This is a genomic window from Leeuwenhoekiella sp. MAR_2009_132 (genome assembly GCF_000687915.1).
Taxonomy (GTDB): domain Bacteria; phylum Bacteroidota; class Bacteroidia; order Flavobacteriales; family Flavobacteriaceae; genus Leeuwenhoekiella.
In genome coordinates this window covers 1,386,784-1,405,628 of sequence record NZ_JHZY01000002.1, presented here as the reverse complement: position 1 = coordinate 1,405,628, position 18,845 = coordinate 1,386,784, and the positions used below count along the sequence as shown (strand labels likewise).

Genomic DNA, 18,845 nt, shown 5'->3' with positions numbered 1-18,845 from the left:
AGTAAAATATTAAAAATACCCCGAGACGTTATTCCGGGGTATTTTTTTTGGAGTGTGTGTTATTCCAGATCAAATTAAATGCGTGTTATGAGCAATTTTTGTGTGCGATACAAATTATATCCTTCTTCGAAGAATGTAAAAAATACATTAATAATTTTGAAAGCGTAAAAATTTCAAAATTATAGTCATTTTGACTACAAGTTGTCGTTTTTGCGCGAAATTTTCACCAAAAACTATATGAAAATTGGTCATAAAAGCGTGTTTTTCGCCTAAAAATAAAGCGATTTTTGTTAAAAAAATTGGCGTTAGCCCAGTGTATACAGGTAATGCTTCAAAATTACGGTTGGCTTGCTACAAATCTTTTACACAATTCTTGATTCTGCCGATATATTTGTTAGAAGTCATCAAAAAATAATCAACGTCTTATTTACTTCAATCGTTTTCGTTTGATTGAGCAAATTCTAAAAAATAATAGAATGCACATAAATTCAATCGATATAGTAAAGCAGTTGCTTAATCATCTTTAAACTCGTTATTAAACTATCTATGACAATGACAAAACATTTACTTAACAAACTCAAACCGAAGTTTAGTGGTGTGTATCTCACGCTACTGGTGAGTCTGATTTCGCTTGCGGGATTCGCTCAATCTACAATTACCGGTACAGTATCTGACGATACTGCACCTATACCCGGTGTTTCTGTTTTACTAAAAGGAACCCAAAACGGTGTCGTAACCGATTTTGACGGAAATTATTCGATTAGTAATGTTCCTGCAGATGGCGTACTGGTCTTCAGTTATGTAGGATTTCAGACAAAACAAGTACCTGTAAATAACCAAACAACTATAAATCTTACTCTCGAGGTTGATGTATCATCTTTAGATGAAGTGGTGGTAATCGGTTATGGTAAAATGAAACGTTCTGATGTTACCGGAGCCGTGGTTTCAGTTTCTAGCGAAGCGATAGAAAAATCGATACCTACCACTTTAGATCAGGTTTTACAGGGTAGAGCTGCAGGTGTTCAAATTCAACAAAATAGTGGTGCTCCCGGTGCAAGTTCTTCTATACGTATTAGAGGGGTGAGCTCAATCACGGGTTCTAATGAACCTATTTTTGTTATAGACGGGGTGATCGTAGACAGCAATACAGGTCAGGGTGGTCAAAATGCATTTGCCTCTATTAACCCATCAGACATTGTTTCTGTAGATATTTTAAAGGATGCTTCGGCAACGGCTATTTACGGTTCGCGTGCAGCAAACGGAGTTATTCTTATCACTACTAAACGAGGAAAAAATGGTGCGGCTACAATCACGTATTCCAATTACATAGGTTATCAGGAAATTCCCAAACAATTAGAGTTATTAAACCTAAGAGAATATGCTATTCATAAAAATAACAGAGCAGATCTGGGTATCGTACAGCGGGATGCAGACTTTATAAGACCAGATTTGTTAGGTGAAGGTACAGACTGGCAGGATGCGATGTTTGACCGGGCGATGATGAAAAATCATAACCTTTCTGTCTCTGGCGGAAATGAGAAAAGTACTTATAATATGAGTATAGGTTACTTAGATCAGGAAGGTATTGCGCTGGGTTCTTCTTTTGAGCGTTTTACGATGCGTGGTGTATTTGATTCTCAGGTAAAAGATTATGTGAAAATGGGAATCAATTTTGCGTTCAATACCATTAATCAAAATACAACCTTTTCAGATCAATCTTTAATTCTTACGGCCTTAAGACAAACACCTAATGTCGCTGTACGTAATGCAGATGGCGATTTTTCGGGTCCGGTAAATGAAGAGTTTCCGCAGAGTAACCCGGTAGGTTTAGCTTTTCTTCGTGATAATCGTGCCGAAAATACGGGTATAAGAGCCAATACTTTTGCTGAGATCGAATTTGTTGAAGGACTTAGTTTAAGAACGGAATATTCTATTGATTACGGTTTTCAAAATGCCTACACATTTAACCCGTCGTATTTTTTTAGTGAAAGTGTTTCTAACACAAACAGAGAGGGAACGCGTACTAAAGGATATAATAAATATTACAACATCCGAAACGTATTAACCTATGATCGCTCGTTTGGGGTGCATAGTATAAATGCAATTCTGGGACAGGAATATCAAGAATCTTATTTTGAAAATTTATTCGGGTATAGATCTGGCTATTTAACAAATGGAGCTACAGATTTAAATGCAGGAGATGCTACTACAGCTCGTAATTCTAATGCCAGTTTTAAAAGTTCTCTTAATTCGTATTTCGCAAGAGCCTTTTATTCATTTGATGACAAATATCTTTTAACGGCAACCATACGGTATGACGGTTCTTCAAAATTTTCAAGAGAAAACAGATGGGGTTGGTTTCCTTCTGCAGCATTAGCCTGGAAGGTTTCAAACGAAGATTTCCTAAAAGAAAATGATTATATAAACAATCTTAAACTACGTCTGGGATATGGAGCGGTAGGGAATCAAAGTGTTCCTAACTATGCATACACATCTATTTATGCCGCTTCTCCTACACCTTTTGGCGCCGGTTTATTAGCTGCAAATACCGCAAATGCAGATTTGCAATGGGAAACTACCTATTCAAGCAATTTAGGTCTTGACCTTAATATGTTTAATAACCGCCTAGAATTTATCGCAGACATTTATTATAAGAAAACTAAAGACCTTCTGTTACTGGCTCCCTATCCTGATTATGCAGGTACAAGCGGAGTAGGAGCAACTTCAGCACCTTATGTAAACATTGGGTCGCTTGAGAATAAAGGTCTGGAGCTTACTTTAAATACGGTAAATATTGACAACGGCAATTTTCAATGGAAGTCAAACCTCATATTTACATTAAACAGAAATAAAGTTTTAGGTCTGGCTACGGAAACCGGAATTTTAAATAGAACACTTCAGCAAGGCTCAGATATTACGATTGTAACGCGTACAGCTGTAGGAAAACCTATAGGGCAGTTTTATGGTTATAAAGTGATAGGTCGTTTTGAAGATGCTACAGATTTTTATTACCGAAATGAAGCCGGAGAAGTTGTTCCTACTGCATTACCCGAAGGCTTAACCATAAGTGAAAATGGCGTATGGATAGGAGATTACAAATTTGAAGATATCAATAACGATGGCGTAATTAATGAGCAGGATCGGGATTATATAGGAAACCCATTACCAGATTTTAGTTATGGTATAGGAAACTCGTTTAGCTATAAAGGTTTTGATCTTAACGTACAGCTATCTGGGCAATATGGGAACGAAATTGTTAATTATCAAAGACGTTTCTTAGAAAACCCAAGAGGTAATACAAACCTATTACATACTGCTTTAGGTTATGCAGAACTAGGCTTAATCAATCCTGAGGGTCCTAATGATTACCGAAACGTGCAGATTGTAGGCGGCGACCGGTATATGCCTAGAATTGCGGCATCATCGGCGGCATCAACCTCAAACTTTAGATATAGTAACCGTTTTCTGGAAGATGGCTCTTATTTAAGAATTCAAAATATTTCTTTTGGATACAGTCTTCCTAGAGATTTTATAGAAAAATTCGGTTTACTCAATTTTAAAATATTTACAAACCTTCAGAATGTTTACACATTCACGAAGTACTCTGGTTACGATCCTGAAGTGGGCTCCCTTAATCAGGATGCACTATTAACAGGTATTGATAATGGTCGTTATCCATCACCTCGTATTTATACACTGGGTCTAAATGTCAATTTTTAATAAAAATACTATGCGAACACATACCTTAATTTATACGTTTTTAATTACCGCTCTGGCACTTAGTATTTCTGGCTGTAGCGATGATCTGGAGATAGAACCTAATGATCAGATTGCAAAAGAAAATTTCTTTCAGTCTGAAGAAGATTTTAGAGCTGCTACTGCACCCTTATACAATCGCGTTTGGTTTTCATTTAATGATAAATTCTATTTTGGTTTGGGAGACGGGCGTTCTTATAATCTTTATGCGCCATTTTCAGATTATATCTATCCGTTTAGCGATTTAACTGAAACAGGACTAACCGGACCTTTAGTTGAAGCCTGGAGATCATTTTATATTGTAATACAGCAGTCCAATAATACGATTGAAGCCATAGAAGGCAGTAGTGTTGAAGAAGAATTAAAAACGCAGTATATCGCCGAAGCTCGTTTTATGAGGGGCGCTGCATACTGGTATATCGCCTCGTTGTGGGGTGATGCTATTATTGCTACCAGTCAGGCAGATATCATTAGCAATCCTATTGTGAATAAAAGTCCGCGTTCTGATGTGTACGAGTTTGCAATACGCGATATGGAGTATGCTGCTAAGTTTTTACCAGAACAAGCCGGTCAAGCCGGAAGAGTAACAAAATACAGTGCCTTTGGGATGTTATCGCGTTTATATCTGTCTTATGCAGGTCTAAGCGACAATGCAAATAGTGGAAACAGAAATCAACAACTACTTGACCTGGCTAAACAGGCTGCGGCAAAAGTAATTGAAGAAGGACCGTATACCTTATTAGATGACTATGAAGATCTCTTTAAAGTCGAAAATAATAATAATTCGGAATCACTTTTTGCATTGCAATGGGTTCCTAACGGAGAGTATGGTGTAAATAATCCGCATCAGGCATTCTTTGCCTTAGGTTCAGAAATTACCGGCGATGATGCTGCTTATGGTTTTTTTACTCGAGCGTCTTATGATGTATTAGAAGAGTATGAAGCTAGAGATTTGCGTCGCAAAGCAACCTGGATGGCAGATGGAGATTTTTATCCCGAGTTGAGCAAAGCTAATGGTGGGTATCTTGTAGATCACGAGAATACTTACGTGAATGTAAAAAAAGGAGTTGTAGGTTCTACTAAAGATAATCCTAGTATTTCACGACAAAATTCTGCTTTAAATACCTATATGTTGCGCCTGGGTGAGGTGTATTTAAATTATGCAGAAGCTGCATTAGGCAACAGTGCTTCAACTACAGATGCAACTGCTTTAATGTATGTAAATGCATTACGTACCAGAGCGGGTCTCTCCTCAAAAACATCATTAACATATAATGATTTGTTTCACGAGCGTAGGGTTGAACTGTGTATGGAAGGGCAATTCTGGTATGATATCGTGCGTAGAGCCTATTATAAAGAGCAAGAAATGATCAACTATATAAGTGCTCAGGATCGTGATGTAGTTGTACCATTTACATATGATGAAGAAAAGAACGAAGCAAATATAGATGATACGCGTGACCCGGAATCTCGTGCTATAGGTGTGGTTGATGAAGGCATTTTTTTATTACCATATCCTGAATCTGAAGTGGTTCAAAATCCGCTATTGAGAGAAGCTGCTGTTCCTTATGAATTTACTGAAGAACGCATTACAGACTTATTTGAATAATACATAAGAAATAACTAAAACTAGTTTACAGATGAAAGACATATTATTAAAAAACTTGAACAGGAGCATAGTCCGGTTTTTTGGGGCATTCTTGTTCTTTTTAATTCTTGCAGGTTGTTCTAATGATGACGATGCAACGGGAGGAGAGATAACCGTAAATGCGGTTTTTCTTCAAGATGTAAATTCTACAGTACCAGACCGTCAGGTAGAATTTGTAAGATTAGGACAATTATTACGCATAGAAGGTTCTGGGTTTACAGGGCTTAAACGCGTATTTATAAATGGTTATCAAACCGGTTTCAATCCGGTTTATGTATCAGATACCTCGATGCTTATTCGGGTTTCGGGTGATACCCCTACGGTAGAAGCAGCTGATGAGGTACGCAATACGATACGTTTTGTAAAAGACAATTCAGAAAAGATTATTGAATTTGAAATTAGATCATCTGCACCTCAAATAACCCGTATTTCACACACTATGCCCAAGCCCGGTGAAGAAATCACGGTATATGGTTCTGGTTTAATTGAAGTTACCAGGGTAGTTTTTCCGGGAGACGTGGAGGTTACGAGCGGAATAACATTTGACGAAGTTGACGGTAAGTTTTTTACGGTTACAATGCCCGAAGGAGTAGCGACCTCAGGAGGTTCTATTTATATAGAATCTGCAAATGGCGCAGCCTATTCTCCGGCATATTTCAATTTTAAAGAAGGTGTGATTCTCAACTTTGATGGTATGGGAGGTATTGGTGAATTTGGAAACACCATTCGCACATCTCAATTAGAATCTCAAGTAATAGGTGAAGGTAATACGTCACAAGGTACTTATGTACCGCATCGTCCTGAAGGAAAAGGAACGTTCCCGGCAGGTTCAAATCGTTTATCTGAGGTATTTACAACAGGTAGCGAAAGCTGGCGCACGCAGTTCACACCCTTTTTCCCAACAACTACACCATTAGAAGAGCTGGCTTTTCAATTTGATATTTATGTTCCTAAAGCCTGGAACACCGGGGTTTTACAAATTTTACTCATCAATAATTTTAATGGTGGTGAATGGAGTGGCGGAACCTATAACTATGTACCGTGGATTGTAGATGAGGAGCGAGAACTTTTTATGACTGAAGGCTGGACGACGGTTACCATACCGTTTACAGACTTTTACAATTTTGAAGCTGAAGATACAGAATTCACCTTCGCAGACCTGCTGGCATTCCGTGAAGCGGCTACATATAAAAATTTTGGAATGTTTTTTAATAACACAGATGTTTTGTTGAGTAACGTAACCAGAAGTCCCAGTGATGTAGAATTTGCTGCCACCCCTACAGATGTAGATATATACACAGATAATTGGAGAATTGTATCATTAGAAGTACCTACAGTTACAGATTTTCCTGAATAACATAAAAAATTGAGCGATGAAAAACTTTAAATTAATACCGGTATTCCTAATTTTTGTAGGATTGATGTCTTCTTGTGAGGATACTATAATGGACTGGGAAGAAGTACCGGAAGAGAATCAAGTCACCACAGCAGAATTACCACTTGAACTTGCTGAAAAAATAAGTCGCTATGAGCCGCTTAAAACCTATACAGATGTTGTTTTAGGTGTAGGTATCGTTATGGATTTATATGTTAATGACGCGGCTTATAGAGCTCTGGTAAATGAGAATTATGATGATGCAACGGTAGGTTATGCGATGAAACATGGCGCGATGGTTAACAATCAAGGGCAAATTAATTTTGGACCGGTAGATAATTTTATCGCATTGACTAATCAAGCCGGTCTTGATGTGTATGGGCATACCCTTGTATGGCATGCAAATCAAAATGCAAATTATCTTAATAGTCTCATAGCACCCACCATAATTCCCGGAACCAGTGGAGGTAATATTCTAGATCTATCTACTCTAAAAGATGGAAGTCTTACCGGCTGGGGAAAAAATGGCACTGTTACAGTTGCAGCAGACGAAGGGCTTGCAGCAGGATCACAAGCAGTAAAGTTTGAAGCGGCAACTCCGGCTAATTATTACGATTTACAGTTTAGATCTCCATTAAATACCGGTATTATAGCCGGGCATACGTATGAGATTTCTTTTTATGTGCGATCAGATAATAGCGGAAACGGTAAAATTACCTTTAGAGGCTTAGACAATAATTACCCTTATAAAGATTGGTATGGTTCTGGCGCCTCAGATAATTTTGCAACAACCTCAGAATGGAAACAAGTAAAATTTACAGTAAGTGATTTTAAAACTGAAGGTGGCCAATTACAACCTTTTGGAATAGATTTTAATTTCGGGTATGAGTCTAATGTTAATTATTATGTAGATGTAAATACGTTGAGTCTTGTAGATCTTGATGCAGAAACTGAAGTTGTAAATTTAATAACCAATAGTGATTTTGAAAATGCCACTTTAAACCCATGGAGTGGTTATGGCAACGGATCGTCCCGTTCTGTATCTGCACAGGGAGCAGGGTATAGCAGTGATTATGCGATGGTATTAACAAATCCTGTGGTTGCTAATTCGTACTCAGCTCAGCAGGTTTTTGAATTTCCGACAGCTTTAGAGAGTGGAGTAGCACATACCATCTCTTTCTACATAAAATCTGATGTAGCAGCATCTTTAGAAGTAGAGTTGCAAAGTCCAGATTATTCTGCAGATTATTCGGGAGCTATTAATACGACTACAAACTGGACGCAAGTGGTACGCACCCTTACCCCAAGTAAAACAGATCGTAAGAAGTTTATATTTGATTTTGGGGCTTCTGCGGCAACATTTTATATTGATGATATAGTACTTACCACAGGAGAAGTTGCGGCAGGTTCAGAAACTATAATTATAGAAAAAACAGACGAAGAAAAAGCAGAGTTAATAGGTGCTGCTATGGAAGACTGGATGTCTCAAATGCTTACTCACTATAAAAGTGATGTTCACGCGTGGGATGTTGTAAATGAACCTATGAAAGAAGGAGGTAGTTTGCGTGATGGTAATGTAACAGATCCTGCAAATGATGATTTTTATTGGGTAAAATATTTAGGAAAAGACTATGCTGTAACAGCTTTTAAATTGGCAAGACAATATGGTAATCCTGATGATGTTCTGTTTATAAACGATTATAATTTAGAGTCTAGTTTAGCAAAATTAGATGGTCTTATTGAGTATACAAATTACATAGAAAGTAAGGGTGCTGAGGTTGATGGTATAGGTACCCAAATGCATATTTCTTTAAATACAAGCAGAGATAATATTGTACAGATGTTTCAAAAGTTAGCGGCCAGTGGTAAACTGATTAAGGTTAGCGAACTAGACGTGCGATTAGGCACCGCATCACCCACTATGCAACAGTTATTAGACCAGTCTGCTATGTATCAATTTGTAGTAGATTCTTTCCGTGAAATTATACCTGCATCTCAGCAATATGGGATTACTTTGTGGAATTTATCTGATAAAGCTAATGAACATGAGTTCTGGCTACCCGAGGAATCTCCTAACGTATTTGACACCAACTTCGGTAGAAAGCCGGCGTATAAGGGTGTGGCAGATGGCCTTGCAGGGAGAGATGTAAGTGAAGATTTTAGTGGCGAACTTGTAGATTAACTCATTTATCTGAATTTACAATTAGCAACGAAAATGAGGGCGAAAGCCCTCATTTTTTTGTTATATATACTATTAAACGGTAAATCGTTCGGCTGTATGCAATCGTGCTATGTGTTAGTTTTATGTAGTTAAATTAGCTTCTAGGGGTATATAAATTTTACCCCTTTGAGTTTATTTATTTATAATATGTTTTAATCCTTTTTGATTTCAGTAGGAAGTATTCCAAAGTGTGCTTTGAAGCATTTTGAGAAATAGGAAGGAGACGAGAAGCCTACATTAAAACTGATTTCACTTATAGCAGTGTTGCTCTCTTCAATTAACTTTTTAGCACGTTCGAGACGCAAATTGCGTATAAATTCATTTGCAGTTAAACCGGTAAGTGCTTTTATTTTTCGGTAGAGCTGACTTCTACTTAGGCTAAATTCATCTGCCAGTTTTTCAACATTGAGTTCAGACTCATGAATGTTTTCCTGTATGTAAGCGATTATTTTTAATATAAACTGTTGATCTAGAGAAACCGGATTTGTAGCTGGTTTTACCGGTGCTACATTGCCAATAAATTTTTTAAACAGTAATTCTCTGTTTTTAACCAATTGTTTGAGGTGCGATTGCAAGACCTCCATATTAAAGGGTTTGTTGAGGTAAGCATCTGCGCCAGAATCTAAACCTTCTATCCAGTCATCTGCCATTGCCTTTGCGGTGAGCATAAGCACCGGTATATGACTGGTTTTAAGATCGCTTTTTAGATGTGAGCATAAGGTTACGCCGTTCATCTTTGGCATAATCACATCGGTTATTATAATATCTGGAGTGGTTTCAATAGCTATTTTTAAGCCTTCTTCACCATCTTCAGCCTCGAGAATAGTATAGTTTTCAGAAAGTTCGGAAACTAAATAGTTTCTGAGTTCGAGATTGTCTTCTACAATTAATAGAGTTTTCTTATTAGTATCACTTTCTACTTCAACAGTAGGAGCGGCTTCCTGAATCTGATTTGTAAGTTTGGCGTTACCAAAGGGAAATTCAATGCGATCTGTAGAATCATAATGCTCCTCACGTATGGGAATTAAAATTCTGAATTTTGTACCTACACCTATTTCACTTTCTACATAAATTTCGCCTCTATGAAGATTTACAAAACTGCTCACAACTTCAAGCCCTATGCCGGTTCCACCAAAATATTGCTCGTTTAATTCTTTTATTTGATAAAATCGGTTAAAGATTTTTTCCAGTTCATCTGCAGCAATTCCTTTACCGGTGTCTTCTATACTTATTTCAAGAGCTTCTGCAGAAGTATTAGGAATTAGCTTAAAATTATATTGTTTTTTTAGGCCCACATGAACTGTTATAATACCATTATTAGAAGTACTCTTAAACGCGTTTGACAGAATATTGAAAATTATTTTTTCGAGTTTATTTTTATCAGCCCAAATAGATTTTAAGTTTTTTCTAATTTCTAGCGATAACACAATATTGCGTTGATTTGCCTCTTCTTGAAAATAATCGAGTATTTCGGTAACTAATGTGTTGATATTAAATTCTGAAACGTGTAGGGGGATTTTATTAAACTGAAGCTTTCTAAAATCCATCAACTCGTCAATAAGTCGTTTTAAACGTGTTGTATTCTTATGAATTATGCGGTGTTTATTTTTTAGTTTTTCGGGAACAGAAGCATCTTTTAAAATAGCGTCTAACGGACTTAATATAAGCGTTAGCGGAGTTCTAAACTCGTGAGATATATTTGTAAAAAACTGTATTTTTTTTGCGTTAAGAGCTTCTTCCTGCAGGTGATTTTCGCGTTCCTGCTCAATAGCACGTTTAGATTTTAATCGCGCATCAATGAAGTGATAAATGATGTAAGTGATTGCAATTATTAAAAACAAATAAGATACAAATGCCAAATTACTGAACCACCAGGGGCGTAGTAACGTAATTTTAAGCTTAACAGTATCATCACTCCAAATACCGTCACTATTTGCTGCTTTTACATTAAAAGTATAATCTCCTGACGGAAGATTTGTATAGGTAGCGCTTCTCGTATTTTGAACGTAATTCCAGTTATCTTCAAAACCTTCTAAGTAATATGCAAACTGAATATTTTCGGGTCTTGTAAAGTCTATGGCCGCATAGTCTATTGTAAAAACAGATTGCTCGTGATTGAGGGTAATCTTTTTTGTTTGAGAAATTACCTTATCTAAAACCGATTTTTTTGTACCTGGTTTTACCGAAACATTAAAAAGTTTTAAATCACTTAAGTAAACTGATGGCGTGTTTTTATTAACGGGTAATTCTTTTGGATTAAAATAATTAACACCCTCAAACGAACCAAAGTAAATTTGACCATTTTTATCTTTATAAGCTGCACTATTAAAATCATTAGCTAACAAACCATCTGTAGTCGAGTAACTTTTTAGAATGTTTTTATCTTTATCTATACGGGTTAAACCGTTGTTACCGGCAACCCATAAATAGCCAGACTCATCTTCGATAATTGCAGTAACTGTTATTTTATTGAAACCCTTACCCGGTTCTACCCACGAGAAGGTATTACTTTTCATCTCATATTTACTCAAACCAGCTACATCTGTACCTATCCAGATATTTTTAGAAGAGTCTTCATAGATTTCAATAATTAGGCTTTTAGGGTTTTTGGCGCTATCGTCCTGATAAAACTGTGTGGTAAGATTTTCTAAGCTGAAGTGACTGTCTGTAGTTTTAAATTTATATAAACCTGCATTGCCGCCAATCCATAGGTAATCTTCACTGTCAACGTAGACTTTACGAACGTCGCTATAATTCAGATTATTTTCCTTAAATATTTTCTGGTTGTAATTCGAAAACTCTTTCGTATTGGGATTAAAAGAATGAATTCCGTGCGAGAATGTACCTATCCAAATGGTGCCGTTAGAATCTTCAGAAAAGCTTGAAACTCTATTGGAACTTAGTTTACCGTCAGTATTGGAAACTGTGTAATTGATGAATTTATTAGAATCTTTTTCTAAAACATAAATACCATAATCCCAGGTTCCTACCCATAGAGTTCCTTTACTATCCTTAAACAAAGTTTGTACATCTGGAGAGTTAAGGCCGGTAGCTATGTCATTTTCGGTATTTAATAAATGCGTAAACTTATTGTTTTTTGCATCGTAAACATCTATACCACCGCCATCTATACCTAGCCACAATCTGTCTAACTCATCTTTTTGAATACCGGTAACAGAGCTCGACTGTAAAGAATTTGGGTAATTGGGTTTACTTTCTAGATCTTTAAATTTATCGTAAAAGCGGTCAAATATTCCCACACCGTTGTTGTAATAACCTATCCAGATACGTTGTTGATTATCGAGAAACAAGGACCAGATTGAATTTGATTTAATACCGTTATCATTAAACTTTGTATTGTAATAATGGTTAAGTAATTCACCATTAGTATTGAGTTCAAATAGTCCATCATTTTCGGTTCCACATAAAATGGTGTTGCGTGGCGTACTCAATAAGGATAAAACGCGTTTTGATGTAATGGGAAATTCTTTAATTGCAAATCTTCCGTTTTGATTTTTATCAATTTTTATTAAGCCTTGATTATTTGTACCCAGCCAGATATTTCCTTTATGGTCTATCTGCATCGTCTTGATAGAATTTTTTACTGTTATCTTTCCTTTTATCGTTTTAAAAGAGAATGGTTTTATAAGTTGACTGGCGTTGTCCAACTCAAAAATCCCCAGATTAGTTCCTATTAAGTAGCGATTGTCAAAATAAGCAAGACTGTTTATGAGTAAATTATTTATTTGTTTTAAACCTGCAGTTTTAAATGCTTTACCTGTGTAATTTTCAGGATTTATTTCAAAAAGGCCGTGTTGATGCGTACCTACCAGAATAGACCCGTTTTTATGTTCTAAAATCGCTTGCACCGAAATAGTAGAATTATCGGTTGCTTCAACCAAAGCTATGCGTTTAAAATTATCCTGATTTCTGTCATATACATTGAGGCCGGTTTCTGTAGCTACCCAGACGTTGTTTTGACGATCTACATAGGTGGCGTGTATAAGCGAATTACTTAGACTTGTAGAATCTTGTGAGCTAAATTGATATGGTGTATAGTCTATACCGTTGTATTTATTTAATCCCAAGCCATTAGTTCCTAACCAGATAAACCCTTGTTGGTCCTGAGTAATTGTAGAAACTGCCCGTTGTGTGATGTTATTTTGAAGCTGAGTAAAATTATAGGGAGGATAGCTTTTATTTTGCGAGAAACAAATGGCGGTGGTACCAAAAAAAAGAGCTAAATAATAGAGGAGTAGTTTATTTTTCAATTTTAGAATGTCTGTTTTAATATAAAATAAAGCTGAATTAGTATCAAACTTTGATTAAACGTTAAACGAATTTTAAACCTTTATTTTATGCCTTTAATTTACAAAATCAAGATTGAATGTTAGTTCATTAAAATCATTAAAAACATCTAATTACGCCACTTTACAATTAAAAATGGTACCACTTAAATGTTTAAAATGAAGCTCAAATTATTTTAAAACACTAATTTTTTAGATGATTATAGTCAAAGATACTATTTGATCGTGAAAGTATTTTTTAAATAAATAACAGAAAATAATCAGAATAAATATTAATTTTAAGAAGAACCACTTAAACCTCCCCATTTGAATACAAATGTATTTTAAATACAAGGTATTCATTTATAGTAATTTAACGACTATACATACAGTCTATCATCGTTAAATTATAAGATTTACTATTTATAGTAATATATTATAGTGAATATTTGTTCCAATATTTTTTTGAAATACGATTTAAATCAATCTGTATTTAGTTTTACGCCAGTCAATTGATTTTCTGTTAGAAAGAAATAATTACTGTGTCGAGCTATTATATACGAGTTGATGTTATAGCTGGTTTAATGAAATTCTATTTATGTTAAGTTTAAAAAATATCGAGCAAGAACGCCTTAAATCTGTAAGATCTTACCGGTTAATACATGATTCAGCAAAGCAAGATTTTAATAAACTAGCGCGAATTGCGGCTATACTTTGTAATGTCCCGGTTGTTCTTATAAGTCTAATGGAGGAATGTGAACAGCTTTTTATATCCCATTATGGTATTGATCTGGATGCAGTACCCCGAGAAGAGACATTTTGCGAAGTCTTATTACAAGATCATTCAGAACCTTTAATTGTAACAGATGCTTTATTAGATGACCGCTTTGTTAATAATAAATATGTTACAGGCTATCCTCATATTCGGTTTTATGCTGGTTTTCCTCTAATTAATGATGAGAACCATGTTTTAGGTACTCTCTGTGTCGTTGATCACAAACCGCGTAATTTATCTAATGAACAGGTTGAAGGTTTACACTGCCTTGTAAATCAAATTCTACAAATTTTTGAACTACAGAAAAAAAGTAACGACCTTAAAATAAGCAGAAAACTTTTTAAAGAAAAGTCAGAACGTTTTGAAAATATTATAGAGGCATCTAACATAGGCACCTGGGAATGGAATTTAGAAACTGGGCATGTATACTATAATGAAAAAACGGCTGCTATCCTTGGTTATAGTCTTGATGAGTTACAACCGGCAACTAAAGACACTTTTTTAAGTAGAATGCACGAAAATGATCGGATTAATTGCGAAAAACAACTATCAGATTACTTTGATGGAGCTATAAATTATTTCACGTGCGAATATCGTATTAGACATAAAAATGGTAATTGGGTTTGGATCTTAGATAGAGGTAAAGCTGTAGCGTGGGACCAGAAAGGGCAACCTCTTTTAATGTTTGGTACACATACTGACGTTACCTTACGTAAAGTTGCATCTATGCGACTTGTAAATTCTAATAAGAGGCTTAAAATAGCTCAGAAAATTGCCAAATTGGGCTATTATGAGATAAATAAACTTAAAAACACTGCTTTTTGGTCAGATCAAATCTATGAGATTTGGGAAGTAGACAATCCCGATGAAAAATTTGATATAGATGATTTAACTGCTATGATTCATCCGGAAGATGTAATCATGGTTAAGAACAAAATTTTTGAAGAAGGTATAGATGTTAACACAACATTTGAGTTCAGAATTGTAATTAATAAGCACAAAATTAAGTGGGTACGAGGTAGTAAAATGCTGAGTACTAATGATACTAATCGCATAGAAGGTACTTTTCAAGACATAACGTCTTATAAAAAACTAGAAGTTTCTCTAGTTGAATCTGAAAGGCGATATAGTAATTTATTTCAGATGATGCCCATTCCTTCCTGGGTTTATGATCTCAATACCTTAAAAATAATCGAGGTCAATAAAGCAGCACTTAAAGACTATGGCTATAGCAGAGAAGAGTTTTTGAATTTAACTTTAAAAGATTTACGTCCTGTTGAAGAGATTAATAAATTGATGGAAGTTATAGCGCATACAAAGAATAATGTGAAATCTTATAAAATAGGAGGCTATTTACACAAACGAAAAAACGGCAGCATATTTAATGTAGAAGTACATAGCAATAGATTGTACAGAGATAATGCACTGTATCGCGTGGTAATGGCGGTAAATATTTCTGAAACTCAAAAGTATATCGAAGAGATTGAGAATCAAAATTCAACCTTACAGGAAATTGCAAGAATACAATCACACGTTGTACGGGCTCCTTTAGCTAAAATAATGGGAATTGTCGAGCTTGTTAATGCAAATGTGAATTTAACAGCAGAAGAAAACCGAATATTTTTAAATGAAATATTAAACTCTGCAACAGAGTTTGATCAAATTGTTAGATCAATAGCAGATAATATTGCTCAATTAAAAAATAATTAAAAGAACTCTTCATGAAGTTTGAGATTTTTGCAATTGATGATGATAAAACCATTTGTTTACTTCACAAATATGTTATAAATCTGGTTTATAAGCAGGAACCTGCTATTTATCTCGATGCCAGAAACGCTTTAGAATTTTTTGCTAAACAAACATCAGATTTCAAAGCGCTAATTTTTCTTGACATCAATATGCCGGTAATGAGTGGTTGGGCTTTTTTAAAAGAACTTGAGAAGTTTGATTATAAGGAGCGGTTTTCTGTGGTAATAGTTACATCTTCAGTAGATATTTTTGATAAAAAGAGGGCTGATAAATTCGCCTGTGTAAAAGGTTACATCGAAAAACCATTAACTAAGGTTAAATTAACTTCGCTAAAAGCCAACACAGATTTCATATAAAATTAAGTAAAAATTATAGGAAAGAATTAAGAAGATTGTAATGCTAATCGTGTAACTTTTAGGGAGTTTAAATGAGATAGTTATCGCTAGACGTTTAAATTTTTAGCCTTACTAATAATTCTAAAATTACCATTATGAGCAAAGATGATAAGGAAACTAAGAATGATAAAAAAGAGAAAAAAAGTAATATTGATAAAGGCCCTTTAAAGGATAAGCATGTCAATCAATATGGCAACCAAGATGATAATAAAGATAAGAAACGTGGCGCTTAATAATTATAAGCGATAAAAAAGAAGGCTGCCATTTGGCAGCCTTTTTTTATTATGTATATACTATACCGGTATGCTGGCGGCAACCTCCATACGATCCCAGTTTCTATGATGTGCAATGGCTTTTATAAAATCTTCAGGTTTAGCATTTACAAAAACAGCTTTATCATCTTTATATTCTTTAATGTAACTGTTTTTAATAAGCTCTTCACCTTCATTACAAACTGCAATGGCTTTACAATGTTTAAAAGCTTCACTAATAAACTTACCGTATTTTCCGGTTTTTAAAATCGTTTCTAAAGACTTTTTACCACCTGGTACAAATATTGCATCAAAAAGTACACTTTCTGTAGTCATTATAGCGGCAGCAACATCGTGTTCCATTTGTTCATCGCATTTAATTTTTCCGCCGTGTGGCGCAATAATTTTAACCATAGCACCACCTTTTTCTAAAGCATCTTTATAGGGTTTAAAATCTTTCATAGAAAAACCATCTGCCGCTAAAACAGCAATCTGTCTTGTAGCGATACTATCAAATTTTGTATTTGCCTGACTTAGGGCCTTATCTTCTTTTAAATATTCTTTTTTTGCTTTTGGCTGAAAGTTTTCAACTTCTGCATCTGCACCAATAGCCTGATTGATAGGTTGCTCAATTTTCTTAGGAATTTCTAACCCTAATCCATCAGCTACTTTTTTCGCTAAATCAGAATCTATTTGATTAATTAACCACAGCATACGTTCTTTTATATACTGGTGTTCACATTTACCCAATTCAAAAGTATAGGCATCAGCAACGTGTTCTTTTTCCCAGGTTGCTAAACTTCTATAAAATAAAGCCGGTTGAGAAAAATGGTCACTAAAACTTTCACTACGCGAGCGTATTTTACGAGCATCTATACGCTCTTCATACGAGGTAAAACCGCCATCTGCCATTTTTGCAAGATGCGGGCAACCCATTGTTAATGAATTTGGAAAATATGCGGTTTGACCTTTTGGTATTTCTGTTTGCATATGCCCGTCACGCTGGTTGTTGTGAGAAGGTACAATAGGTCTGTTAATAGGAATTTGATGAAAATTAGGACTTCCTAAACGAGAAAGTTGGGTATCTCTGTAAGAGAATAAGCGACCTTGCAAAAGCGGATCGTTAGTAAAATCTATACCCGGAACAATATGACCCGGTAGAAATGCAACCTGCTCTGTTTCTGCAAAGAAGTTATCAGGGTTTTTATTGAGTGTCATTTTACCAATGATCTCAACAGGCACCATATCTTCAGGAATTAACTTGGTAGGATCTAATAAGTCAAAATCATATTTATGTTCATCTTCTTCAGGAACAACCTGTATACCAAATTCCCACTCTGGGAAATGACCTGCTTCAATAGCATCCCATAAATCTCTTCGGTGAAAATCTGCATCTGCACCATTAATTTTAACCGCCTCATCCCAGGTTACCGAATGTACTCCCAAAACCGGTTTCCAATGGAATTTTACAAAATGCGATTTACCTTCTTTATTAATAAATCTGAACGTATGTATTCCAAAACCTTCCATCATACGTAAACTACGTGGTATAGCGCGGTCGCTCATCACCCAGATATGGTTGTGAAGAGTTTCTGTAGCGTGCGATACAAAATCATAAAACGTGTCGTGAGCAGAAGCCGCCTGTGGTATTTCTTTATTAGGTTCTGGTTTTACAGAATGTATTAAATCAGGGAATTTCATCGCATCCTGTATAAAAAATATAGGCATATTATTACCTACGAGATCCCAGGTTCCTTCTTCGTTGTAAAATTTAACTGCAAAGCCACGTACGTCGCGTGCAAGGTCAGGAGAACCTTTTGAACCTGCAACGGTAGAAAAACGAACAAATACAGGTGTCTTTCTTTTTGTATCTGTAAACAGTCCTGCTTTAGTATAATTTTCGATACTCTTATACAATTCGAAGTAACCGTGAGCAGCGCTACCTCGTGCGTGAACTATACGCTCTGGAATGCGCTCGTGATCAAAACTGGTTATTTTCTCACGTAACAGAAAATCTTCAAGCAATGTAGCTCCGCGTTCGCCTGCTTTTAATGAATTATTGGTGTCATTTACTTTTAAACCTTGGTTGGTTGTTAGGGTTGTACCCTTCATTTCTTTGGTATGCTCAGCAAGTTGATCGATTTTTTTAGAAGTACCTTGTTCTTCTTTTGGTTGTTTGGCCATGATGAAAATATTAGGTTAGTTTAGAAACTTAAAGTTACTATGTAAGCCCAATAATAATTCAAAGGAAAGGTTAAAGTATATCTTAAGATAAATTAAAATAATCTTAAATTATATTTAAAGGATGTTTTAGCTTTAAAGGTTAGTTGAGGAATAGTAATCTATTTTATTCAAAATTTATAAATAAACATAGATTTTTCACATAAAA

The 18,845-nt window shown here is 35.4% G+C and carries 9 protein-coding genes; 7 read left to right on the top strand and 2 right to left on the bottom strand.

Annotated elements, in window-relative coordinates; all coding sequences use genetic code 11:
- Window positions 1-552: 552 nt before the first annotated feature.
- The 4 genes from P164_RS06075 to P164_RS06060 are packed head-to-tail and all read left to right on the top strand — an operon-like array spanning window position 553 to window position 8,961.
- Window positions 553-3,720, top strand: a complete 3,168-nt coding sequence (locus P164_RS06075) for a SusC/RagA family TonB-linked outer membrane protein (RefSeq protein ID WP_051621244.1) — start codon at window positions 553-555, stop codon at window positions 3,718-3,720.
- Between the two features lie 10 nt (window positions 3,721-3,730).
- Window positions 3,731-5,365 carry a RagB/SusD family nutrient uptake outer membrane protein gene (locus P164_RS06070; RefSeq protein WP_028375556.1) on the top strand — a complete coding sequence of 545 codons (1,635 nt, stop codon included), beginning with the start codon at window positions 3,731-3,733 and terminating at the stop codon, window positions 5,363-5,365.
- A gap of 31 nt (window positions 5,366-5,396) precedes the next feature.
- Window positions 5,397-6,761: a glycan-binding surface protein gene (locus tag P164_RS06065; protein WP_028375555.1), complete on the top strand. Its 1,365-nt coding sequence runs from the start codon at window positions 5,397-5,399 to the stop codon at window positions 6,759-6,761.
- A 16-nt stretch (window positions 6,762-6,777) separates the two neighbouring features.
- Complete coding sequence (locus P164_RS06060) at window positions 6,778-8,961, top strand: endo-1,4-beta-xylanase (RefSeq protein ID WP_028375554.1); 2,184 nt, start codon at window positions 6,778-6,780, stop codon at window positions 8,959-8,961.
- A gap of 191 nt (window positions 8,962-9,152) precedes the next feature.
- On the opposite strand, the gene P164_RS06055 is transcribed toward P164_RS06060, so the two are convergent.
- Entirely contained in the window at window positions 9,153-13,271 is a 4,119-nt protein-coding gene (locus P164_RS06055) for a hybrid sensor histidine kinase/response regulator transcription factor (RefSeq protein ID WP_028375553.1), read from the bottom strand.
- Between the two features lie 613 nt (window positions 13,272-13,884).
- Here P164_RS06055 and P164_RS06050 point away from each other — a divergent pair.
- The 3 genes from P164_RS06050 (at window position 13,885) to P164_RS18655 (ending at window position 16,438) form a co-directional block, all read left to right on the top strand.
- On the top strand, window positions 13,885-15,771 hold the full coding sequence (locus P164_RS06050; RefSeq protein WP_028375552.1) for a PAS domain S-box protein: 1,887 nt from the start codon (window positions 13,885-13,887) through the stop codon (window positions 15,769-15,771).
- Between the two features lie 11 nt (window positions 15,772-15,782).
- On the top strand, window positions 15,783-16,166 hold the full coding sequence (locus P164_RS06045; protein WP_028375551.1) for a response regulator: 384 nt from the start codon (window positions 15,783-15,785) through the stop codon (window positions 16,164-16,166).
- A 134-nt stretch (window positions 16,167-16,300) separates the two neighbouring features.
- Window positions 16,301-16,438: a hypothetical protein gene (locus P164_RS18655; protein WP_159106006.1), complete on the top strand. Its 138-nt coding sequence runs from the start codon at window positions 16,301-16,303 to the stop codon at window positions 16,436-16,438.
- Window positions 16,439-16,498: 60 nt separating this feature from the next.
- Here the strand turns inward: P164_RS18655 and P164_RS06040 are convergent, their stop codons facing one another.
- Window positions 16,499-18,640 (bottom strand): catalase, encoded by a 2,142-nt coding sequence (locus tag P164_RS06040; protein WP_028375550.1) that lies wholly within the window; start codon window positions 18,638-18,640, stop codon window positions 16,499-16,501.
- Window positions 18,641-18,845: the final 205 nt, after the last annotated feature.

Excerpts from the sequence above, each read along its gene's own strand:
- P164_RS06075 (WP_051621244.1), top strand. The coding sequence starts at position 553 with ATGACAAAACATTTACTTAACAAACTCAAACCGAAGTTTAGTGGTGTG.
- P164_RS06070 (WP_028375556.1), top strand. The coding sequence starts at position 3,731 with ATGCGAACACATACCTTAATTTATACGTTTTTAATTACCGCTCTGGCA.
- P164_RS06065 (WP_028375555.1), top strand. The coding sequence starts at position 5,397 with ATGAAAGACATATTATTAAAAAACTTGAACAGGAGCATAGTCCGGTTT.
- P164_RS06060 (WP_028375554.1), top strand. The coding sequence starts at position 6,778 with ATGAAAAACTTTAAATTAATACCGGTATTCCTAATTTTTGTAGGATTG.
- P164_RS06050 (WP_028375552.1), top strand. The coding sequence starts at position 13,885 with ATGTTAAGTTTAAAAAATATCGAGCAAGAACGCCTTAAATCTGTAAGA.
- P164_RS06045 (WP_028375551.1), top strand. The coding sequence starts at position 15,783 with ATGAAGTTTGAGATTTTTGCAATTGATGATGATAAAACCATTTGTTTA.
- P164_RS18655 (WP_159106006.1), top strand. The coding sequence starts at position 16,301 with ATGAGCAAAGATGATAAGGAAACTAAGAATGATAAAAAAGAGAAAAAA.
- P164_RS06040 (WP_028375550.1), bottom strand. The coding sequence starts at position 18,640 with ATGGCCAAACAACCAAAAGAAGAACAAGGTACTTCTAAAAAAATCGAT.